This window comes from Stenotrophomonas beteli, assembly GCF_001431665.1.
Classification (GTDB): domain Bacteria; phylum Pseudomonadota; class Gammaproteobacteria; order Xanthomonadales; family Xanthomonadaceae; genus Stenotrophomonas; species Stenotrophomonas beteli.
On sequence record NZ_LLXV01000037.1, the window covers coordinates 37682 to 58584 of the forward strand.

A 20903-nucleotide genomic window follows, 5' to 3' on the forward strand; every position below is an offset into this window, starting at 1 on the left:
CGCCTTCAAGCGAGCCGAGCATCGCAGGTGAATCAGGGGCGAAGAGGCGCCGATGTCTGAGCGCAGCGAGTTCGGCGCTGTCCCCTGATTCACCGAGAAGCGCAGGGAACCGGTGCACAGCACCGGCTCGCGGCTGGCGGCGCGTTTCTTTTGGTTACTTTTCTTTTCGCGCGAAAAGAAAAGTGACATCCCACCGCGGGCGCGGAAATGGCCCGCCGCAACCAACGCTCACCCCCAGGCGATCAACCCGATCGCCAGCACCGCCAGCGCCAGGCCGGCGCGGTTCCACTTCGTGGTGGCCTCGCCGAAGGCGAATACGCCCACCAGCGCGCCCAGCACCACCACGCCGATGTTCATGCCGGCGAACACGGTGGCCGGGCTGTCCGGCATCGCCTGGTGCGCGTGCACATAGAAGAGGATGTTGCCGCCATTGAGCAGGCCCAGCAGCGCACCGGCGCCGAGGTTGCGCCAGCCCAGCCGGCTGCGACCGCTGAAGTGCCGCCACAGCTGCAATGCCAGCATCAGCACGAAGGCCACGCTGAAGCTGGCCAGCACCGCCGCCATCGACGGCGTGCCCGACAGGGCCACCTGCTTGAGCAGTACGTCCACCACCGCGAAGCCGGCCCATACGCCCAGCAGCCAGCCCCAGCCACCGGGCGAGGATGCCAGTGCCGGGCCGCGCGGGCGCAGGCTGATCGCCACCATGGCAACCAGGCCCAGCGCCAGCCCGGCCAGCTTCCATGGCGTGGTGGTCTGTCCGAAGAACAGGAAGGCGGCAGCCAATGACAGCAGCAGTGACAGCCGCTGCGCGACATCGCTGCGGACGATGCCGGCCACCGCCACCGCGCGGCCCAGCACCAGGAAAATCGAGGGCAGCACCACTGCCAGCGCCAGCAATGACAGCCACGGCGCGTGCGGCGCGCGCAGCGCATCCAGCGGCGGCTGCAGCACCACGGCGGTGAGCGTTGCCGCCACCAGATAGTTCCAGGTGACCATCTGCGCAACATCCAGCTGGCGGCGTGCGGCCACCTTCAACACCACTGAAACCAGCACGCTGCAGATCACGGCCAAAGACAGGTAGAGCATGGGACGGGCACAGGGCAGGGGCGGGGGACGGTATCATGGTGCCATGCACAAGCACTCGTTCCCCGTCGCCCCCGGCGAAACCGCCTGCCTCGAACTGGACGGCCCGGCCGGCCCGCTGGAAGTGGTCGTCGACCTGCCCAAGGCCGATGTGCCGGTGCAGCCGATCGTGGCCATCATCTGCCACCCGCTGTCCACCGAAGGCGGCACCCTGCACAACAAGGTGGTCACCATGACCGCCACCACCCTGCGCGAGCTTGGCATCGCCACGGTGCGCTTCAACTTCCGCAGCGTCGGTGGTTCGGCCGGTACCTTCGATGGCGGCGTGGGCGAGCAGGACGACCTGAAGGCTGTCGCCGCCTGGGTGCGCAGCCAGCGCCCGGACGATCGCCTGTGGCTGGCCGGCTTCAGCTTCGGGTCGTTCGTCTCGCTGAAGGCGGCAGGCGAACTGCAGCCGGAGGCGCTGATCTCGATCGCACCGCCGGCCGGCCGCTGGGATTTCGACGGCGTGCAACCGCCGGCGCGCTGGCTGGTGATCCAGGGCGAGCAGGACGAGATCGTCGACCCGCAGGCGGTCTACCAGTGGCTGGACACGCTCGATTTCCCGCATGAGCTGGTGCGCATGCCCGACACCAGCCACTTCTTCCACCGCAAGCTGATCGACCTGCGCGGCGCGCTCACCCACGGCGTCAAGCACTGGCTGGGCGCGGCGGCATGAGTGCCGCCGAGCTGACGCCTTCGCAGCGCTATGCCGAAGGAGTCGCCCGTGGCGACTGGCAGGACGACCCGGCCCAGCATGCGGCACTGGCCGAGCTGGACCGCATCCATCGGGGCCTGGTCGACAGCGCCGAGGATGGCTGGCTGGACCGCCTGTCCTCGTTCTGGAAGAAGCCCGAGCCGGTCAAGGGCCTGTACTTCTGGGGCGGCGTCGGCCGCGGCAAGACCTTCCTGGTGGACCTGTTCTACGACGGGCTGCCGATCAAGCAGAAGTACCGCACCCACTTCCACCGCTTCATGCGCAGCGTCCATGAGCGCCTGCGCGAGCACCAGGGACAGAGCGACCCGCTGGCCAAGATCGCCCAGGAATGGCGCAGCAACCTGCGCGTGCTGGTGCTGGACGAGTTCTTCGTCACCGACATCGGCGACGCCATGCTGCTGGCACGTTTGCTGGAGCGCCTGTTCGCCGAGGGCGTGACCCTGGTCACCACCTCCAACACGGCGGTGGAGAACCTGTACCTCAACGGGCTGCAGCGCGAGAGCTTCCTGCCGGCCATCGGCCTGCTGCAGCGTTTCTGCGTGGAGCTGTATGCCGAAGGCACCGAGGACTACCGCATGCGCGCGCTGACCCGCTCGCCGGTGTACCGCGCGCCGCTTGCCGCTGACAGTGATGCCTGGCTGGCCACGCGCTGGACCGAACTCAGCGGCGGCCAGCCGGCCAAGCCCGGCAACATCGAGATCGAGGGCCGCAAGATTCCGGTACGCGGCCGTGGCAAGAGCATTGCCTGGTTCGATTTCGCCGCGCTGTGCGAGGGCCCGCGCGGGCCGTCGGATTACATCGAGATCGCGCACGAGTTCAACACGGTGCTGCTGGGCGGTATTCCCGCCTTCGACCGCCTGAACGAAGATGCCGCGCGCCGCTTCGTCAACCTGATCGACGAACTGTACGACCGCCACGTCAATCTGGTGTGCACCGCCAGCACCTCGCCGATCGAGCTGTACACCGGCCAGCGCCTGCAGGGCGCGTTCGAACGCACCGCCTCGCGCCTGATCGAGATGCAGAGCGCCGAGTACCTGGGCACCCCGCACCGGGCGTGAGGGCGATTTACTATAGAGCCGAGCCCACGCTCGGCTGCTTCTGAATGATGTGCCGAAAAGGAGCCGAGCATGGGCTCGGCTCTACTACAGCACGGCGCAGTTATCGGGTCGGCGCCACGGCATTCCCGCGCGGTTGCTCATCCGGCCCGGCCGACACCTGCAGGCGGGTGTCGGTGGCGTGTTCGACCTGGATCCCGTCGCTGCGCTCCAGCAGCCGCAGCGGTTGGCCCTGGTAGCGCACCTCCAGCGCGTCGTGGGTGTCAGCCAGCGACTGCACCAACGGGCACAACGCCTGCGCGCGGGCTTCGATGCGCTCGGCGCGGCCTTCCAGCTGCTGCTCCATCTGTGCGTCCAGGCGGTCGGCGCGCGCTTCCATGGCGTCGCTGCGGCCGGTGAAGATCTGCCAGAGCATGCTGCGGGCGATGGAAGCGGACAGTGATTCGGCCATGTCCTGCACCTTGGCCTCGAAGCCCGGCCCGAACACCGCCTGTTCCCAGTAGCCCTTGCCCAGCGTGCCACCGATCCAGTCGTCGGCCTGCCGGCGCAGGCGCCGCACCTTGCGGCTGTTGGCGGTACCGGTCAGGCTTTCATAGACCCCGTCAAGCACGTCGAAACTCAGCCCGCTCACTTCGTGGGCCAGCGCCGTGGCCGCCGGCATCAACTGGCGGGCACCGGCCTCCAGCTGCCGCAGGCGCGCCGCGTCGGCGGCGCTGACCGGCACGATCGTATCGTCCAGGCTCAGCACTCCATCGTGGAACACCACCTCGTGCGGTGCCTGCGGTCCGTGCCTCAGCCAGATGCCACCGCTGTCCACCAGCACGTCGTAATCGGTGCGGATGCCGCACTGGTCCGCGCGCAGCTTCGGCGCGTCGGCAGCCTGCGCCGGGGCCAGCAGCAAGGCCGACAGCAGAGCGAGGGTGGGCAGGCGCAGGTCCATGGCGACGGTCCGTGTGGCGAGCCTGCAGCATCTGCCTGCCGGGCCGCGCCGGCATCGGCCGGAAGTCACCCGTCCACCGGATTCCCACCGGCTGCCCACCATCTATCCACAGGGTTGTCCCTGGCCAGTTTCATCACTGTCATGTGAAGCTGTCATTGTTCCGTTTTCGCGGTGCGTTGTACCACCGCAATGGCGCCCTCCGGGCTTGACTGCGCAGCCCGTTCCGGCAGGTCTGAAGCGTCTGATCCGGGCGCCGATGGCACGATCCTTGCGGCGCAAGGGATTGCCGAATTTCACTACATTTGGCGTTGACGGCCCCCATCACCCCCACTATCTTGTGGCTGTCGGTCGCAACAACCCCAGGTATGGGGGTCCGCCGCGGGGTCTGTCGGATACCCGCACGCAACCGTCAACGGCAGTGGCAGGCGCAGGGTCTCATCCCCTGCGACGCCGTGCTGCCATCCTGGGCTGTCATGTCCCGGGCCGCGTCACCCGATGCATCGAGCACCCCCAATCACGCCAAGAGGACACACGCCGTGAGCACCGAATCCAGCGCCACCATCGAGAAGGAAAGCGAGTTCCTGTTGACGTCGCCGCCGACGGCCAACGCGATGAGTGTGACCAAGCGCAACGGGACCACCGAACTGGTGGACCTGAACAAGATCGTGCGCGCGGTGCAGCGTTCCTCTGAAGGCCTGCACGCCGTCGATCCGATGCGCGTGGCCACCCGCACCATTTCCGGGCTGTACAACGGCGCCACCACCCGCGAGCTGGACGAACTGTCCATCCGTACCGCCGCGCTGCTGATCGGTGAAGAGCCCGAGTACGGCCGCCTTGCCGCGCGCCTGCTGGCCAACTACATCGCCAAGGAAGTCTCGGGCCAGGAAATCTACGCCTTCTCGCAGTCGGTCAGCCGTGGCCACGAAGTGGGCCTGATCAACGACCGCCTGCTGAACTTCGTGCAGACCAACGCACGCAAGCTCAACGATGCCATCGACATCTCGCTGGACCTGAACTTCGATTACTTCGGCCTGCGTACCCTGTACGACCGCTACCTGCTGCGCCACCCGCACACCCGCAAGGTGATCGAGACCCCGCAGCAGTTCTTCCTGCGCATCGCCAGTGCGCTGAGCGAGGACGTGTCCGAAACCCTGGCGCTGTACAAGCGCATGGGCAACCTGGACTACCTGCCGTCCAGCCCGACCCTGTTCAACTCCGGCACCACCCACGAACAGCTGTCCTCGTGCTTCCTGCTGGATTCGCCGCAGGATTCGCTGGAGTCGATCTACGCCAAGTACGGCGATATCGCCCAGCTGTCCAAGTTCTCCGGCGGCATCGGCGTCAGCTACACCCGCGTGCGTTCGCGTGGTTCGCTCATCAAGTCCACCAACGGCCATTCCAACGGCATCGTGCCGTGGCTGAAGACCATGGATTCGTCCGTGGCCGCAGTGAACCAGGGCGGCAAGCGCAAGGGCGCGGCCTGCGTGTACCTGGAAACCTGGCACGCCGACATCGAGGACTTCCTGGAGCTGCGTGACAACACCGGTGACGAAGCCCGCCGTACCCACAACCTGAACCTGGCCAACTGGGTGCCGGACCTGTTCATGAAGCGCGTCGAAGCCGACCAGGAATGGTCGCTGTTCGATCCGCGCGTGGTGCCCGAATTCACCGACCTGTTCGGCGAAGCCTTCGAAGCGGCCTATGTGCAGGCCGAAGCGCAGGGCAAGGCCAGCCGCACCATCTCCGCGCGCAAGCTGTATGCCCGCATGATGCGTACGCTGGCCGAGACCGGCAACGGCTGGATGACCTTCAAGGACAAGTGCAACCGCGCCAGCAACCAGACCCTGCGCGCCGGCAACGTGATCCACCTGTCCAACCTGTGCACGGAAATCCTGGAAGTCACCTCCAACGATGAAACCGCGGTGTGCAACCTGGGTTCGATCAACCTGGGCAACCACTTCGACGAGCACAACGACTTCGATTTCGAGAAGCTGGCCGAGACCGTGCGCCTGGCCGTGCGCCAGCTCGACCGCGTCATCGACCTGAACTTCTACCCGATCGAAACCGCCCGTCGCGCCAACCTGCGCTGGCGGCCGGTCGGCCTGGGCTGCATGGGCCTGCAGGACGTGTTCTTCCGCAAGCGCCTGCCGTTCGACAGCGCCGAAGCCCGCGCGTTGTCGAAGAAGATTGCCGAAGCGATCTACTTCCACGCGCTGGAAACGTCCTGCGAGCTGGCCCAGGAACGTGGCAAGCACCCGTCGTTCAATGACACCCGTGCCGCCGGTGGCGAACTGCAGTTCGATGCCTGGAACGTGGTGCCGGAAGATACCGCGCGCTGGGATGCCCTGCGTGCGCGCATCAAGGAACATGGCCTGCGCAACTCGCTGATGATCGCGATCGCGCCGACCGCGACCATCGCCTCGATCGCTGGCTGCTACGAGTGCGTCGAGCCGCAGGTGTCCAACCTGTTCAAGCGCGAGACCCTGTCCGGCGACTTCCTGCAGGTCAACCGCTACCTGGTCAACGAGCTGAAGAAGCTGGGCCTGTGGACCGCCGACATGCGCGATGCCATCAAGCTGGCCGAAGGTTCCATCGCTGGCGTTGCGCAGATTCCGGAAACCCTGCGCGAGGTCTACCGCACCGCGTGGGAACTGCCGATGCGTTCGCTGATCGACATGGCCGCCGAGCGTGGTGCATTCATCGACCAGTCGGCCTCGCTCAACCTGTTCATGGAAAGCCCGAACATCGGCGCGATGTCGTCCATGTACATGTACGCCTGGAAGCAGGGCATCAAGACCACCTACTACCTGCGTTCGCGTCCGGCCACCAAGATCGCCAAGACCACGGTGAGCAGCGCGGCCCCGGCCAAGGTGTTCAGCCCGGACGAAGCCATCGCCTGCTCGCTGGAAAACCCGGAAGCCTGCGAGGCGTGCCAGTAAGACGCGCCGTGCCGGCCCCGCCGGCACCTCGCACCTGTAGAGCCGAGCCATGCTCGGCTGCAGCACGGAAACACCAAGGTAGCGCCGGGCCATGCCCGGCGTTTTGACCCGAGAATTCAAGGAAACACCCATGGCCGACAAGCCCAAGCAGATGCTGCTCGATCCCGGTTTTGAACTGACCCTGCGCCCGATGCGCTACCCGCAGTTCTATGACATGTACCGGAATGCGATCAAGAACACCTGGACGGTGGAAGAGATCAACTTCCAGATCGACATCACCGACCTGCACAGCAAGATGTCGCCGGGTGAGCGCCACCTGATCCACCGCCTGGTCGCGTTCTTCGCCACCGGCGATTCGATCGTGTCCAACAACCTGGTGCTGAACCTGTACCAGCATCTCAATGCGCCGGAAGCGCGCATGTACCTGTCGCGCCAGCTGTATGAAGAAGCACTGCACGTGCAGTTCTACCTGACCCTGCTCGACAACTACCTGCCGGACCCGGAAGAGCGCGCCAAGGCGTTCTCGGCGGTGGAGAACATCGACTCGATCAAGAAAAAGGCCGATTTCTGCTTCAAGTGGATCGACTCGATCCAGGACCTGACCCGCATCGAGACCCGCGAACAGCGCCGCCAGTTCCTGCTCAACCAGATCTGCTTCGCTGCCTGCATCGAAGGCCTGTTCTTCTTCGCTGCGTTCGCCTACGTGTACTACTTCCGTTCGCGTGGCCTGCTGCCGGGCCTGGCCTCGGGCACCAACTGGGTGTTCCGCGACGAGAGCGCGCACATGGAGTTCGCGTTCGAGTCGGTGCGCGTGGTGCGTGAGGAAGAGCCGGACCTGTTCGACGACGAGATGAAGCAGCAGGTCTACGACATGCTGGCCGAAGCCATCGAGTGCGAAGTGCAGTTCGCCGAGGACGTGCTGTCCGGCGGCGTGGCTGGTATCTCCACCCGCGACATGCGCCAGTACCTGCAGCACTGTGCCGACCAGCACTTCGCCAAGCTGGGCATGGAAAAGAAGTACAACGTGCGCAACCCGCTGCCGTTCATGGAACTGCAGGACGTGCAGGAACTGACCAACTTCTTCGAACGCCGCGTCTCGGCCTACCAGGTCGGCGTGCAGGGCGAAGTCGCCTTCGACATGAACTTCTGATCGAAGCGGTCAGGCCTGTCGCAACGAGAAACCCCGGCCAGCGCCGGGGTTTTTCGTTTCTGTAGAGTCGAGCCATACTCGACTGCGGTGCTTTTGTAGAGTCGAGCCATGCTCGACTGATCTTCGCAAACAGCAGTCGAGCACGGCTCGACTCTACAAGGAGCGGCTACCGCCGCCCTTCCACCGCCATGCGTACCGCCAGCCCGGCCAGCACCGTGCCCATCAACCAGCGCTGCACCATCTGCCAGGTGGGGCGTGCGGCCAGGAAGCCGGCGATGCTGCCGGCGGTCAGCGCGATCATGCCGTTCACGCTGACGCTGACCAGGATCTGGGTGGAGCCCAGCACGATCGACTGCATCAGTACGCTGCCTTCGCTGTCCGGATGCAGGAACTGCGGCAGCAGCGACAGGTACATCACCGCCACTTTCGGGTTCAGCAGATTGGTCAGGAAGCCCATCGTGAACAGCTTGCGCGGGCTGTCCTGCGGCAGGTCGCGCACTGCAAACGGTGAGCGGCCGCCGGGCTTGAGCGCCTGCCAGGCCAGGTACAGCAGGTACAGTGCGCCGCCGATGCGCAATGCGTCGTAGGCGAACGGTACGGTCATCAGCAGGGCGGTGATGCCCAGCGCCGCGCACAGCATGTAGAACACGAAGCCCAGCGCGACGCCACCCAGCGAGATCAGGCCCGCCATCGGTCCCTGGCAGATCGAGCGGGAGATGACGTAGATCATGTTCGGCCCAGGGGTGAGCACCATGGCCAGCGAAACCAGCGCAAAGGCCAACAGGTCGGAAGTGGCGGGCATGGTCAGTCCTGGCAGTGGGCGTGGCGCAGTGTAGCGCCGCCTGCACGGGACCTGGCCTAAAATTGCCACACCCCACACCGATATTCCCGCCATGACCCCGATCCCCGAGACTGTGCCGCCCATCGAAGTGCGCATGGCCGAAATCGTCTTCCCCAACCACACCAACCACATGGGCACCCTGTTCGGTGGCCAGGCGCTGGCGTGGATGGACAAGGCCGCGTTCCTGGCCGCCGCCCGCTATTCGCGCCGCACGGTGGTGACCGCACGTAGCGACCAGGTCGACTTCAAGCTGCCGATCCGCATCGGGCAGATGGTGGAAACCATCGGCCGCATCGTCGAGGTCGGCCGCAGCTCGATGAAGGTCGAAGTGGAGCTGATTGCCGAAGACCTGCACAGCGGCGAGCGCAAGCTGTGTACCCGCGGCCACTTCGTGATGATCGCGCTGGGTGAAGACGGCCACCCCACCGCCGTGCCGCCGCTGCCTGCTGCGCCCTGAGCCGATGCTTGCGGGGGCGTCCCGACGCCCCCATCTGAAGACCATGACCCCGCCGCTGACCGACTTCATCGACCGCGCCCAGCGCCTGTTCGTGCTGACCGGCGCCGGCTGCAGCACCGCTTCGGGCATTCCCGATTACCGCGACACCGACGGCCAGTGGAAGCGCACGCCGCCGGTGACCTACCAGGCCTTCATGGGCGAGGCGGCCACCCGCCAGCGTTACTGGGCGCGCAGCCTGCTGGGCTGGCCGCGCTTCGGCCTGGCCCAGCCCAACGGCTCCCACCAGGCGCTGGCCGCGCTGGAGGCCCGGGGCAAGCTGCAGGTGCTGCTGACCCAGAACGTGGACGGCCTGCACCAGCGCGCCGGCAGCCACAACGTGATCGACCTGCATGGCCGCCTGGATCTGCTGCGCTGCATGGGCTGCGAGCGCCGCAGTGGCCGCGAGGAATTCCAGCAGCGGCTGCTCGATGCCAACCCCGGCTGGGATGCCCTGGAGGCCGGCATCGCCCCCGATGGCGACGCCGATCTGGAGACCGATTTCTCCCGCTTCAGGGTGCCCGAGTGCCCGCACTGCGGCGGGGTGTTGAAGCCGGACGTGGTGTTCTTCGGCGAAAACGTGCCGCGTGAGCGCGTCGCGGCCGTGCACGCGCACCTGCAGCAGGCCGACGCCGTGCTGGTGGTGGGTTCCTCGCTGATGGTCTATTCGGGCTTCCGCTTCGTGCAGGCCGCCGCCAGGGCAGGGTTGCCGGTAGCGGCGCTGAACCGCGGGCGCACCCGTGCCGACGACCTGCTGCAGTTCAAGGATGAACGCGACTGCGGCGAGGCCCTGGCCACGTGGGCTTCGCGCTGAGCCGAGCATGGGCTCGGCGCTACAAGGGGCGAGGCTTCTGTAGGGCCGAGCCCACGCTGGGCTGCAGCAGGCCCCACGAAACAGCGATCCATCCACACGGTTGATTCGCAGCCCGTGCGGCGGTGCAATACGCTCCCCCATCCGCCTGTCCCCCGCATTGCCGTGACCCAGCTGTTTTCGCCGATCTCGCTCGGCCCCCTCACCCTGTCCAACCGCATCGTCATCGCACCGATGTGCCAGTACTCCGCCGAAGACGGCCGCGCCAGCGACTGGCACGCCATGCACCTGGGCAACCTGGCGCAGTCCGGCGCCGGCCTGCTGATCCTCGAAGCCACGGCGGTGGAACCGCGCGGCCGCATCAGCTGGGCCGACCTGGGCCTGTGGGACGACGGTACCGAAGCGGCACTGGCACAGGTGCTGGCCAGCGTCCGCCGCTGGTCGCCGATGCCGCTGGGCATCCAGCTCGGCCACGCCGGTCGCAAGGCGTCCGTGAAGCGTCCTTGGGACGGCGGCGGCCAGTTGCCAGCCGATGATGCGCGTGGCTGGCCCACCGTGGCGCCGTCGCCGCTGCCGTTCCATGCCGGCGATCCGGCACCGCAGGAACTGGATGAGGCCGGCATCGCCGAGGTCATCGCCGCCTTCGCCGCCAGTGCGGTGCGCGCCGAGCGCTTGGGCTTCGAGCTGATCGAGCTGCATGCCGCGCACGGTTATCTGCTGCACCAGTTCCTGTCGCCGCTGAGCAACCACCGCACCGATGGCTACGGTGGCTCGCTGCCGAACCGCCTGCGCATGCTGGTGGAAGTGTTCGATGCGGTGCGCGCGGCGGTGTCGGACAAGGTCGCGGTGGGCGTGCGTATTTCCGCCAGCGACTGGGTCGATGGCGGTTGGGATCTGGTGCAGAGCGAAGCGCTGGCGCAGGTGCTGGACGCACGCGGCTGCAACTTCCTGCACGTTTCCAGCGGTGGGCTGGATGAACGGCAGAAGATCGCCGTCGGCCCGGGTTACCAGGTGCCGTTCGCGGCGGCGATCAAGGCCAAGGTGCGCATGCCCGTCATCGCCGTGGGCATGATCACCGAGCCCGAGCAGGCCGAATCGATCCTGCGCCATCGCCACGCCGATGCCGTGGCCCTGGCGCGCGGCATCCTCTACGACCCGCGCTGGCCGTGGCATGCCGCTGCCGCACTGCGCGAGAGCGTGGAACCGGCGCCACAATACCTGCGCTGCGAGCCGCGCGATGCGCGCGGCGTGTTCAAGACGCGCTGAGGCTCACACCCGCCAGGCCGGCGCGATGCCGGCCTGAAGGTGTTCGAACAGCGCGCGGATCTTGGCGGTGAAATCGCGGCGGTCGCTGACGCAGAAGTAGACCTCCATCGGTTCCGGGCGCCACGCGGTGTCGGCGCCGAACACCGCCTGCAGGCGGCCATCGCGCAGGTACGGCTCGGCCACGAATGCGGCCAGCCGGGTGATGCCGGCACCGGCCGCCGCCAGCGTCGCCAGCGCATCGATGTCATCGCAGACCATGCTCGGTGGCAGCGCGGCGTCCACGCGCTGGCCGTCCTTCAGCAGGCCCCAGCGCAATGGCCGGCCATCGGTTGGGAAGCGGTGCAGCAACCCGCGATGACCGCCCAGATCGGAAGGCTGTTGCGGGGTGCCGTGCGCCTTCAGGTAGGCCGGCGAGGCACAGAACACGAACGGAACACGCGCCAGCTGCCGCGCGACCACGCCGTCCTCCAGCTGCGCCCCGATGCGGATGCTGGCATCCACCGCTTCCGGCCCATGCTGCACGGCGCGGTCGGTCAGGCGCAGCTCCAGCTGCAGTTGTGGGTGGCGCTGCTGCAGTGAAGGCAACAAGGGGGCAAGCACGTGGCGACCGAAGGCGCTGCTGCTGGCGATGCGCAGCGGCCCGGCCGGCTCGATGTCGCCGGAGGTGACCATCGCCTGCGCGCGTGCCAGGTCGGCTTCGATGTGACGCACCTGCGCCAGGTACAGCGCACCGGCCTCGCTGAGTGCCAGCTGGCGCGTGCTGCGGTTCAGCAGCCGCACGCCCAGATGGGCCTCGAGCCGGTTGATGTTCTGGCCGACAGCGGTGGCGCTGATGCCAAGGGTACGGGCCGCAGCGGCGATGCTGCCCGTCTCTGCGGTGCGGGTGAAGCTGCGGATCAATTGCAACAGGTTCATGACCGGCCAGCTTGCCACGGGATCGTCCAAGTATCGCTTGGGACAGAACCAAGCCCTTCGCTTGCATCGGTGACCACCGCTCCGATCGACACCCTGCTGGCCTACACTATGATGATGCGCCCCGACTCCATCCTCACCCTGTCCTGCCCCGACCGTACCGGCATCGTCTACCGTGTGTCCGGCCTGTTGTTCGACCACGGCTGCAACATCCTCGACGCCCAGCAGTTCGGTGACGAGGAGAGCGGCCGCTTCTTCCTGCGCGTGCATTTCGACCGCGACGCCGGCCTGCCGCTGGACACGGTGCATGCGGCGATGGCCACCCTGGCGGCCGACTTCGGCATGGACTGGCAGCTGCACGATGGTCGTCGCCGTGCGCGCCTGCTGGTGCTGGTCAGCAAGCAGGGGCACTGCCTCAACGATCTGCTGTTCCGCGCCCACAGTGGCCAGCTGAAGGTGGACATCGCCGCAGTGGCGTCCAACCACGCCGACTTCGCGCCGCTGGCTGCGTCCTACCAGGTGCCGTTCCATCATCTGCCGGTGAACGCGGAAACGCGCACGGTGCAGGAGCAGCAGATCATCGATCTGGTCGAGCGCGAACGTATCGACCTGGTGGTGCTGGCGCGCTACATGCAGATCCTGTCACCCACGCTGTGCCGCGCATTGGCGGGCCGCGCGATCAACATCCACCACAGCTTCCTGCCCAGCTTCAAGGGCGCGCAGCCGTACCACCAGGCCCACGCGCGCGGGGTCAAGATCATCGGCGCCACCGCGCACTACGTGACCGAAGACCTGGACGAAGGCCCGATCATCGAACAGGACGTGGCCCGCGTCGACCATGCGATGGCGCCGCGCGAGCTGGTGCGGCTGGGCAGCGATACCGAATCGCTGGTGCTGGCGCGCGCCGTGCGCCGCCATGTGGAGCACCGCATCCTGCTCAACGGCCACCGCACGGTGGTGTTCCGGTAACGCGCTGCCCCTTCCGCGTCCGCCGGGCATGGCCCGGCGCTACCCACGGGTGTGATCCGGTAGTGCCGGCCGCTGGCCGGCAACTGCAGGGATCCAGGCGTTGCCGGCCAGCGGCCGGCACTACCGTTGTGGGTCAGGCGGTCGCGATTCCCGCCTTGCCAAGCGCCTCGCGCACCATCGCGTCGTTGGCTTCGGTCACCGGCCGGGTCAGGTCCCACAGGAACTTCACCCGGAAGCCGGATTTCACCGCGTCCTGCGCGCTCCACAGCACGCAGTAGTCGCGGGCCAGCCCGCACACGTGCACTTCGCGGATGCGGCGCTCGTGCAGCCAGCCGGCCAGGCCGGTCGGCGGGCGCTCACCGTCGGGGCCGTGGTTCTCGCGGAAGGCGCTGTACGAATCCACCTGCGGGCGCGTGCCCTTGCGCAGGATCAGGTCGGCCGAGGTCCAGTCCACGCCTGGGTGCAGCACGGCGCCTGCGCTGCCCTGGACGCAGTGGTCGGGCCACAGGGTCTGCGGCTGCGCGTGCAGCAGGATGGTCTCGAACGGGCGCTGGCCGGGGTGCTGGCTGGCAAACGAGGCGTGGTCGGCCGGGTGCCAGTCCTGTGTCGCCACCACGGTGCGGTAGCGGCGCTGTGCCAGCAGATCGGCAATCGGTACCACCAGCGCATCACCCTGATCGCAGGCCAGGGTGCCGCCGGGCATGAAGTCCGGCTGCAGGTCGATCACCAGCAGGGCGACATCGGCAGGCAGGGCAGTCATGGCAAAGAGGTCGGGCTGCAACGTATCTCTTTGAACCTACACCATTGTATGGACGTTCACTAGATGATTTCGTCACAAAAGGTGCATTCGCTCTTTACATCTGGAGGTGGTTCAGGTAGTCTGAGATCTGGATAAAAAAATCCACCCCGGAGCCAATGAAGGTCCCGAGGGGCTCTTTAAAACATTGATGTATAAGAATTTAGGCTCTTGGACGCGCCAACGTCCTCAGAACCTAAATTAGGTCCGAGGCGTAGGGAGTTGAGGGTGCTTCACTCTCTGCGTCACTCGTTCAGTCTTCATTCAGACTTTCGCTTGAAGGGCGGGTTTGATTGGAACAATCCGCCAATTATAGCAGCTTGTCAATTGATTTGGACAGCCTTGCTATCTAGGTGGATTGGATGGACGGATCGGTACCAGTGGGCACCCTCCAACTCAATGGAGGTAGCCATGTCGAATTCTCGTCCGAAGACGGTGTTCGTGCGCAACTACTCTCGCTTCCGATTCGGGAAGTGGGAGAGCGTATGCAATCACTGGCGCTCGGCCCCTGGGGCCTAAGCGTCACACCTCACGAGGGGGCTTCGCCCCCTCGTGAGGAACTTCGAGACAGTAACGGCAGAGCTCCTTCCGTCCATCCAAAAAAGGAATGATCATGACCAGTAAATCTTCATCAAAGACTACGGCACATAGAAGCTCGGTATCTGGCCGCTTTATCTCGCAGAGCTACGCGTTGAAGCATCCAAGCACCACTCAGCGCGAAAGAAATCCGAAGCCGTCTCCCAAAAAGTAATTGAAGAAAGAGCCCGCGATCTTTGATCGCGGGCTCTTTGTGTTCTGGTCCGTCTCAAGGAAGGAAATGACTAATCCTTGGGGATTTTCGGTTCGTCCTGCCCGTAGTAAAGCAGGCCGATCCTGATCCGCTCGCGGCCATTCTCGCGGCGATGGCGGTTGGCATCGCGCAGCGAGTACACGCAGCCGCAGTATTCCTGCTGGTAGAACTGCTCGCGCTTGCTGATCTCGATCATGCGGCTGGCACCGCCGCCCTTGCGCCAGTTGTAGTCCCAGTACTGCAGGCCTTCATAGCGCGAGGCGGCGCGGATGCCGCAGTCGTTGATCTGCGCCATGTTCTTCCAGCGCGAGATGCCCAGCGAAGAACTGATGGTGTCGTAGCCGTGCTCGTGCGCGTACAGCGCAGTGCGCTCGAAGCGCATGTCGAAGCACATCGTGCAGCGGATGCCGCGTTCGGGTTCGTTTTCCATGCCGCGTGCACGGCTGAACCAGTTGTCGGTGTCGTAGTCGCAGTCGATGAAAGGAATGCCGTGCTGCTCGGCGAAGCGGATGTTCTCCTGCTTGCGCAGCTCGTACTCCTTCACCGGATGGATGTTGGGGTTGTAGAAGAAGATCGCGTAGTCGATCCCGGAGGCGGTGATCGCCTCCATCACTTCGCCGGAGCAGGGCGCGCAGCACGAATGCAGCAGCAGGCGCTTGCCGTCGGCCGGCAGGGTCAGGGTGGGGCGTTGGAGCTCGGTCATCGTCAGGTACCGCATGGACCGCCGGCAACGGCGGGGGCCCATGCATCAGCGCGTGGGAAGCAGATCCGGGCAGATTCCGCGGAAAGGACGCGCGCGGCCGCGCCGCCTGCACGTGCAGGACGACGACGGCCCCGGCACCCTCCCCGCGGAGAGTCCAGGTCGAATCAGGGGACGGTCGTGTCCCCCGGCCGGGGCCGGTCTTCGGGCTGATGGACTCGGGCCGCAGCCCACCTACTCCCTGCCGCTTCCCAGGCGCGAGCCCAGTGCTGTTGGCAGGATTCGTTTCCATCCACCGCTGCGGGGCAGCTCCGGAATGGGCGCGCCAGGCGCCTTCACCGGATTCCCGTTTAAATCCGTCCCAGCGCCCGGGAGCGATGGGAGAGATACCTTCGGCGTGTGCAAAGTGGACCGGTTGGCCGCAGGGGTCAAGGCCCGGGGTCGGATCCCGTTGCCACGCAACGGGCTCTGACCCCCGGAAACGCCTTCAGCGCGCCGCCGCCGCCCGGGCCCGGATGTCGTCCAGCCGCTGGTCGTGCAGCAGGCGCCCGTTCTCCCACACGGTCACCATCGCGTCCTCCCAGCCGTCCGGCAGGGTGTCGTCGCCGTTGGCCGGCAGTGGCACCGTATGCAGGCTGCCATCGTCCAGGCGGCGCAGCAGGCGCATGCGGCCGCGCTTGCTGGCCTTGCCGGCATCGGTGACCGGATCCTTGTAGACGTCGATCCACTCACCCTCGACCCGCGCCGCCGAGCACTTCAGTGCGAACTTCTGCGTATCGCGGTCCAGCCGCTGCAGCAGCGCACCGCCCATGCCGAAGGCCACGTTGTCGGCGGCGTAGCCGTCGTCGGTGATGCGCTGCAGGATGGCGCGGATCGTATCCGGGTTGATGCCATCGCCCTGGATCACCCGCACATGGTTGAGCACGCGGTAGCCCTTGCCGTTGATCACGTGGCCGAACGCTTCATCGAGCCGGCGCAGGCTTTCGGCCACCACCTCCACCGGGTCGCCCGAATCCGGGCGGATGACCAGGGTGGCGCCCGAGGCGATCACTTCATCGCGCAGGGTGGTACCCCAGTGCTCGCTGATCGCGCGGTAGATGTCATAGCTGTCCGACACGACCGCTACTATCGCCCCAGGTTTGCCGAACTGGCGCAGCATGTTGCGGTAGGCGTCCACTTCGCGCTCGCGGCCCCAACTGGTGATGGTGCTGTGCTCGGCGGCGGGAATCGAATAGCCGGCCATCGGCGCGTGATAGTGCGCGCGGGCCAGGCACAGGGCCGATACGGTATCGGTGCCGAGGAAGTTGACCAGGTGCGCGGCACCGCCCAGCGCGGCCGATTCCAGGCTCGATACACCGCGCGCGCCGAAGTCATGCAGCTTGAACGGCAGCTGCCCCTGCGGATCGTCGCTGGTCTGCAGCAGGAACGCGGCAATGGTCTGCCGTGCGTGCCAGCTGATGGTGGCCACGGTGACCGGGTACCACACGCGCAGCAGCAGCGTTTCCAGGTAAGACGGCACCCAGAACGCGGCCGGATCGGTCGATTCGATGGTCATCAGTGCCTGGTGGGTGGGCACCACGCTGCCCTCGGGCACGGCACGGATGCGTACCGGCAGGTGGCCGCCAAGCCGGTCGACAATATCGCGCCAGCCGGTCTCGTTGAACGGTTCGCCATGTGCGGCGAACACCGCCGCAGCGTCGTCGATGTCGGCGTGGGTGACCGGCCGTGCCAGCGCGTCCTTGAGGATCGCCTGCAGGCCGAAGAACACCGTGCGATCGTGCAGGCCGCCACGCGATTCGACGTAGAAGAACGTGGCATCGGTACCCGGAGGGTACTGCAGCCAATGGCTGGCCTTGTAGCTGTCGGTATTGAGGAGAAGATTATCGAGATAGTGCATGACGGAAGCTCCTTCGCGTCGGGTGGCACCCGCGGTCTATCCGCCGGTGGGGAGGGCGGGCCTGTCAGCCGCGGCCGAGGAAATACTCCAGGATGTGCAGGTGGTCTTCGAACAGCTGCGGGCCCATGTCCAGGGCTTCACTCACTGGAATCCAGCGCGCCTTGTCGGCGTCGTCGCCGCCGCGCACCGGCGGCAGGTCACCGGCGGGGAATTCGAAGTGGAAACCGTGGGTGATGGTGCGGCCGCGCTGGCTGCGGTCGGGGTGGTCGAAGACCTGCTGGCCCTTCAGTGACCCCTTCAGCACCGGCAGCGGGATCTTCAGCCGGGTTTCCTCGCGCAGTTCGCGCAGGCAGCTGTCGAGCAGGCTCTGTTCCTGGCCGACGAAACCGCCGGGCAATGCCCACAACCCCTTGCCGGGTTCCGAGCGGCGGCGCACCAGCAGCACGTGGCCCGAATGCACCACCACCGCATCGGTGGTGACGAAGGTGGGCGCGTACGGCGCATCCTTCCACGCCGCCTTGTACTGTTCGATGAAGCGGTACTCGGCCACCAGCTGGCCATACGCAGGCGCGCTCTTGCGGAACGCTTCGAGCATGTCGTACACCGGCGCCGGTACATTGCCACGCAGCATCAGCAGTGCGCCGTGGAAGTCGACGTCGCCGGCTTCGAACAGGTAGCGCCGCAGCTCGGTGGCCGACAGGGTGGCGGTGTGTTGCACGTCCACCAGCGGCCACTGCGGGAATTCCCGCAGGTAGTAGCTGGACGCGTCCTTGTCCATGCCGATCAGCCCCACCCTGGCATCGGCGGCGGCGCCGTCGTTGCGCAGGGCGTCAGCCACCTGGCGCTGCACGTTGGCGATCCACTGTGCTTCGTTGTACAGGTGATCGCGCAGCGGGCGGATCAGCAGGCGGTCGGTGTGGCCATCGAGGGCCGCCTGGATCATCACGGCGCGTTCGGCCACGGTCCAGGGATTGCGGAGGCTGCGGGGGGTATCGGCAGAGCCGACCAGGAAGATCAGCGTGCGGGCCCGGCTCAGGGCCAGGCGGGCAACGGCGGCGTGGCCGTTGTGGAAAGGCTCGAATCGCCCGATGAAGACGAGATAGTCGAATTCCATGAGAATCCCTCATGTCGTTGTGGCAGCCGCGGGTCTGTCCCTTGGCTTGCTGCAGATGCTACGCCGATGGACGGGCCGGTCAAGCCTGCAGCCGTGCTTTGGGCTGAACGGCGCATTGCGTGCGCGGACTGCGCCGTTGTTCTCAGGCCCTGAGAAGCCTCTGCGCCATACTGCAACCCACGCGGCGGACGGCATGCTCGGGGGCAAGACAGTGGCGGACAAGTACTGCGATCTGGTCATGAAAGGCGGCATCACCAGCGGCATCGTATATCCCAATGCGGTACTGGCGCTGGCGCGCGAATACCGCTTCAAGAGCATCGGTGGCACCTCGGCCGGCGCCATCGCTGCTGCAGTGGCGGCGGCGGCGGCCTGCGGCGATCGTCGCCAGCAGGCCGGCCAGCACCTGTCCGATGACGCCGGCTACAACGGATTGTCGGCGGTGTCGGCGCAGCTGTCGCAGCGCGGCTTCATCTATCGGCTGTTCCAGCCTGCACGTGGTGCGCGTGCGGCCTACCGGCTGCTGGTAGTGCTCACCGGCAATGCCAGCCTGCCACGCAAGCTGCTGTGCCTGGCCATCGCGGTGTTCACCATTGCACCGCTGGAAGTGCTGGTCTCGCTGGCGCTGCTGCTCGGCCTGGGGTGGTGGGGCGGTGGCTGGAGTGGCATGGCCGCGACGCTGGTGCCGTCGCTGCTGTGTGCGTATGGGGCGGGTGTGGCCGGTGCTGCGCTGCGGGTGGCGCGGGTGGCGCGGCGCAACCTGCTGGGCCTGTGCAGCGGCCTGGGACGTGACCGCTCCAAGCCGGCATTGACCGAGTGGCTGCACGCTTGCCTGCAGCAGCTGTCGGGCAAGCCGCTGGACGCGCCGCTGACCTTCGCCGACCTGCATGACGCGCCGCGCTACGCCGGTGAGCCGGACAGCCCCCACGCGATCAGCCTGCAGATGATCACCACCTGTGTCTCGCACAACGAGCCGCGCACGCTGCCGCTGGGTGGCGCGCAGTTCTGGTTCCTGCGCGAGGAGTTCGCGCAGCTGTTCCCTGCCAGCGTGGTGCAATGGCTGGTGGACCACGCCGGGCCGCCGCTGGAGGTGGACGGGCGGCACTATCACCGCCTGCCGCAGGGCCCGCAGCTGCCGGTACTGGTGGCCACGCGCATGAGCCTGAGCTTCCCGCTGTTGATCAGCGCGGTGCCGTTGCATGAGCCGTCGCGCCGCGAGCGACGCTGCGAGCCGACGGCCGCGGCAGCCGACCCGGAGCACAACGTCGCCGACAGCATGGAAGGGCTGACCAGTGCAGGGCAGCCCTGTGGCCCGGTGATCACCGCGTTCCGCATCTGCTGGTTCTCCGACGGCGGCATCAGCAGCAACTTCCCGATCCATCTGTTCGATGCCGCGCTGCCGCGCTGGCCGACCTTCGCCATCAATCTGGTCTATCCGCAGCACGCCGAGGCCGTCGATCACGGCGGTAGCGGGCGCCAGGCGCTGGAACGCTCGGTGTTCCTGCCCACCGAAAACCGCCACGGCTGGCAGCGCACCTACCAGTCGATCGCCACGCCGTTGGCCGCCGCCGAACTGGGCCGCTTCCTGTTCGCGGTGGTGGCGACCATGCAGAACTGGCGCGACCTGCTGCAGGCACGGGCGCCGGGCTACCGCGACCGCATCGTGCACGTCAGCCTGCAGGGTGATGAGGGTGGGATGAACCTGGACATGCCGCAGGAGGTGCTGACCCGCATTGCGGACAAGGGCAGCCTGGCCGGCGCACGCTTCTGTGCGTTCTCGTTCGAGAACCACTACTGGATCCGCTGGCGCAACCTGGCCTCGGCCTACCAGCGCTACACGCTGGAAGTGGCGCGGACCGATGATCCGGCGCAGCAGGTGCTGGCCTACCGCGCGGCCTATTCGATGGTCGCCAGTGGCCAGCCATCGCCGCCGTCGTACAAGCTGGGCTCGGAAGACAAGCGGCAGGCCTCGCAGCAGCTTTGGGGATTGATGGTCGAGCAGGGCCGCAGCTGGGAGGACCTCGGCCCCGACCTCACCGACGGTGCACCGCGTCCGCTTCCGCAGATGAAGGTCACGCCGATCTACTGACCCGGTAATAGATCGCGTGTCGACCAAGGTCGACACCTACCAGAGCAGTAGTGCTGTTCCGACAGATCGCGGAAAACTGTCGAAGGCGGGGTGGGTCCGGTTGCGGGGGCGTGAGCCGCATGGATGCGGCGACCGAGCTTACATGGACGTACTTGCAGCGTCCCCCGCAACCGGACCCACCCCGCCATCCCACGGAATGCCAGCTTTTGCTGTTGCAGTTGCTTCGGCTTCGGCTTCGGCTTCGGCAGGTGCCAGGGGCAGCCCTGCCGAAAAACCCTATCGCCCCGGCAACTGCGCGGACGCG

Annotated in this window: 17 protein-coding genes and 1 riboswitch; of the genes, 9 read left to right on the forward strand and 8 right to left on the reverse strand. The window is 66.6% G+C overall.

Annotation, left to right across the window (positions count from 1 at the left end; all coding sequences use genetic code 11):
* Positions 1-228 precede the first annotated feature (228 nt).
* Complete coding sequence (locus ARC23_RS09500) at positions 229-1086, reverse strand: EamA family transporter (RefSeq protein WP_057497006.1); 858 nt, start codon at positions 1084-1086, stop codon at positions 229-231.
* A gap of 43 nt (positions 1087-1129) precedes the next feature.
* Here ARC23_RS09500 and ARC23_RS09505 point away from each other — a divergent pair, with 43 nt between their 5' ends.
* Positions 1130-1801, forward strand: a complete 672-nt coding sequence (locus ARC23_RS09505) for an alpha/beta hydrolase (protein ID WP_057497007.1) — start codon at positions 1130-1132, stop codon at positions 1799-1801.
* A complete protein-coding gene (zapE, locus tag ARC23_RS09510) occupies positions 1798-2898 on the forward strand; it encodes a cell division protein ZapE (RefSeq protein WP_057497008.1) in 1101 nt (366 codons plus the stop codon). The genes ARC23_RS09505 and zapE overlap by 4 nt, the downstream gene beginning before the upstream one ends.
* A gap of 100 nt (positions 2899-2998) precedes the next feature.
* On the opposite strand, the gene ARC23_RS09515 is transcribed toward zapE, so the two are convergent.
* Positions 2999-3835, reverse strand: a complete 837-nt coding sequence (locus tag ARC23_RS09515) for a DUF2884 family protein (protein WP_057497009.1) — start codon at positions 3833-3835, stop codon at positions 2999-3001.
* Positions 3836-4371: 536 nt separating this feature from the next.
* Here ARC23_RS09515 and ARC23_RS09520 point away from each other — a divergent pair.
* Positions 4372-6774, forward strand: coding sequence for a ribonucleoside-diphosphate reductase subunit alpha (locus tag ARC23_RS09520; protein ID WP_057497010.1), 2403 nt, complete (start codon positions 4372-4374; stop codon positions 6772-6774).
* A gap of 130 nt (positions 6775-6904) precedes the next feature.
* Positions 6905-7924 (forward strand): ribonucleotide-diphosphate reductase subunit beta, encoded by a 1020-nt coding sequence (locus ARC23_RS09525; protein ID WP_005420683.1) that lies wholly within the window; start codon positions 6905-6907, stop codon positions 7922-7924.
* A 166-nt stretch (positions 7925-8090) separates the two neighbouring features.
* On the opposite strand, the gene ARC23_RS09530 is transcribed toward ARC23_RS09525, so the two are convergent.
* Positions 8091-8726: a LysE family translocator gene (locus ARC23_RS09530; RefSeq protein ID WP_057497011.1), complete on the reverse strand. Its 636-nt coding sequence runs from the start codon at positions 8724-8726 to the stop codon at positions 8091-8093.
* A 91-nt stretch (positions 8727-8817) separates the two neighbouring features.
* Between ARC23_RS09530 and ARC23_RS09535 the strand changes: the two genes are divergently transcribed.
* The 3 genes from ARC23_RS09535 (at position 8818) to ARC23_RS09545 (ending at position 11335) form a co-directional block, all read left to right on the forward strand.
* A complete protein-coding gene (locus ARC23_RS09535) occupies positions 8818-9222 on the forward strand; it encodes an acyl-CoA thioesterase (RefSeq protein WP_057497012.1) in 405 nt (134 codons plus the stop codon).
* Positions 9223-9265: 43 nt separating this feature from the next.
* Positions 9266-10072, forward strand: a complete 807-nt coding sequence (locus tag ARC23_RS09540; RefSeq protein ID WP_057497013.1) for an NAD-dependent protein deacetylase — start codon at positions 9266-9268, stop codon at positions 10070-10072.
* A 162-nt stretch (positions 10073-10234) separates the two neighbouring features.
* Complete coding sequence (locus ARC23_RS09545; RefSeq protein ID WP_080393057.1) at positions 10235-11335, forward strand: NADH:flavin oxidoreductase/NADH oxidase; 1101 nt, start codon at positions 10235-10237, stop codon at positions 11333-11335.
* A 3-nt stretch (positions 11336-11338) separates the two neighbouring features.
* On the opposite strand, the gene ARC23_RS09550 is transcribed toward ARC23_RS09545, so the two are convergent.
* A complete protein-coding gene (locus ARC23_RS09550) occupies positions 11339-12250 on the reverse strand; it encodes a LysR family transcriptional regulator (RefSeq protein WP_057497021.1) in 912 nt (303 codons plus the stop codon).
* A 114-nt stretch (positions 12251-12364) separates the two neighbouring features.
* Between ARC23_RS09550 and purU the strand changes: the two genes are divergently transcribed.
* The gene (gene purU, locus ARC23_RS09555) at positions 12365-13216 is read left to right on the forward strand and encodes a formyltetrahydrofolate deformylase (protein WP_057497022.1); all 852 of its coding nucleotides are present in this window, start codon (positions 12365-12367) and stop codon (positions 13214-13216) included.
* A gap of 133 nt (positions 13217-13349) precedes the next feature.
* On the opposite strand, the gene pncA is transcribed toward purU, so the two are convergent.
* The 4 genes from pncA to ARC23_RS09575 form a co-directional block, all read right to left on the reverse strand.
* Positions 13350-13976, reverse strand: a complete 627-nt coding sequence (pncA, locus tag ARC23_RS09560; RefSeq protein WP_057497014.1) for a bifunctional nicotinamidase/pyrazinamidase — start codon at positions 13974-13976, stop codon at positions 13350-13352.
* Between the two features lie 857 nt (positions 13977-14833).
* A complete protein-coding gene (locus tag ARC23_RS09565; RefSeq protein ID WP_080393058.1) occupies positions 14834-15520 on the reverse strand; it encodes an epoxyqueuosine reductase QueH in 687 nt (228 codons plus the stop codon).
* 160 nt (positions 15521-15680) lie between these two features.
* A riboswitch (cobalamin riboswitch) is annotated at positions 15681-15911 on the reverse strand.
* A gap of 78 nt (positions 15912-15989) precedes the next feature.
* Positions 15990-17399, reverse strand: coding sequence for a nicotinate phosphoribosyltransferase (locus tag ARC23_RS09570; protein WP_057497015.1), 1410 nt, complete (start codon positions 17397-17399; stop codon positions 15990-15992).
* A gap of 64 nt (positions 17400-17463) precedes the next feature.
* Complete coding sequence (locus tag ARC23_RS09575; protein WP_057497016.1) at positions 17464-18513, reverse strand: bifunctional nicotinamide-nucleotide adenylyltransferase/Nudix hydroxylase; 1050 nt, start codon at positions 18511-18513, stop codon at positions 17464-17466.
* Positions 18514-18706: 193 nt separating this feature from the next.
* Here ARC23_RS09575 and ARC23_RS09580 point away from each other — a divergent pair, with 193 nt between their 5' ends.
* Positions 18707-20599, forward strand: coding sequence for a patatin-like phospholipase family protein (locus ARC23_RS09580; protein WP_057497017.1), 1893 nt, complete (start codon positions 18707-18709; stop codon positions 20597-20599).
* Positions 20600-20903: the final 304 nt, after the last annotated feature.

Bases quoted from the DNA above. Each gene is read 5' to 3' on its own strand.
- ARC23_RS09500 (WP_057497006.1), bottom strand. From the start codon at position 1,086: ATGCTCTACCTGTCTTTGGCCGTGATCTGCAGCGTGCTGGTTTCAGTG.
- ARC23_RS09505 (WP_057497007.1), top strand. From the start codon at position 1,130: ATGCACAAGCACTCGTTCCCCGTCGCCCCCGGCGAAACCGCCTGCCTC.
- zapE (WP_057497008.1), top strand. From the start codon at position 1,798: ATGAGTGCCGCCGAGCTGACGCCTTCGCAGCGCTATGCCGAAGGAGTC.
- ARC23_RS09515 (WP_057497009.1), bottom strand. From the start codon at position 3,835: ATGGACCTGCGCCTGCCCACCCTCGCTCTGCTGTCGGCCTTGCTGCTG.
- ARC23_RS09525 (WP_005420683.1), top strand. From the start codon at position 6,905: ATGGCCGACAAGCCCAAGCAGATGCTGCTCGATCCCGGTTTTGAACTG.
- ARC23_RS09530 (WP_057497011.1), bottom strand. From the start codon at position 8,726: ATGCCCGCCACTTCCGACCTGTTGGCCTTTGCGCTGGTTTCGCTGGCC.
- ARC23_RS09535 (WP_057497012.1), top strand. From the start codon at position 8,818: ATGACCCCGATCCCCGAGACTGTGCCGCCCATCGAAGTGCGCATGGCC.
- ARC23_RS09540 (WP_057497013.1), top strand. From the start codon at position 9,266: ATGACCCCGCCGCTGACCGACTTCATCGACCGCGCCCAGCGCCTGTTC.
- ARC23_RS09550 (WP_057497021.1), bottom strand. From the start codon at position 12,250: ATGAACCTGTTGCAATTGATCCGCAGCTTCACCCGCACCGCAGAGACG.
- purU (WP_057497022.1), top strand. From the start codon at position 12,365: ATGCGCCCCGACTCCATCCTCACCCTGTCCTGCCCCGACCGTACCGGC.
- pncA (WP_057497014.1), bottom strand. From the start codon at position 13,976: ATGACTGCCCTGCCTGCCGATGTCGCCCTGCTGGTGATCGACCTGCAG.
- ARC23_RS09565 (WP_080393058.1), bottom strand. From the start codon at position 15,520: ATGCGGTACCTGACGATGACCGAGCTCCAACGCCCCACCCTGACCCTG.
- ARC23_RS09570 (WP_057497015.1), bottom strand. From the start codon at position 17,399: ATGCACTATCTCGATAATCTTCTCCTCAATACCGACAGCTACAAGGCC.
- ARC23_RS09575 (WP_057497016.1), bottom strand. From the start codon at position 18,513: ATGGAATTCGACTATCTCGTCTTCATCGGGCGATTCGAGCCTTTCCAC.
- ARC23_RS09580 (WP_057497017.1), top strand. From the start codon at position 18,707: ATGCTCGGGGGCAAGACAGTGGCGGACAAGTACTGCGATCTGGTCATG.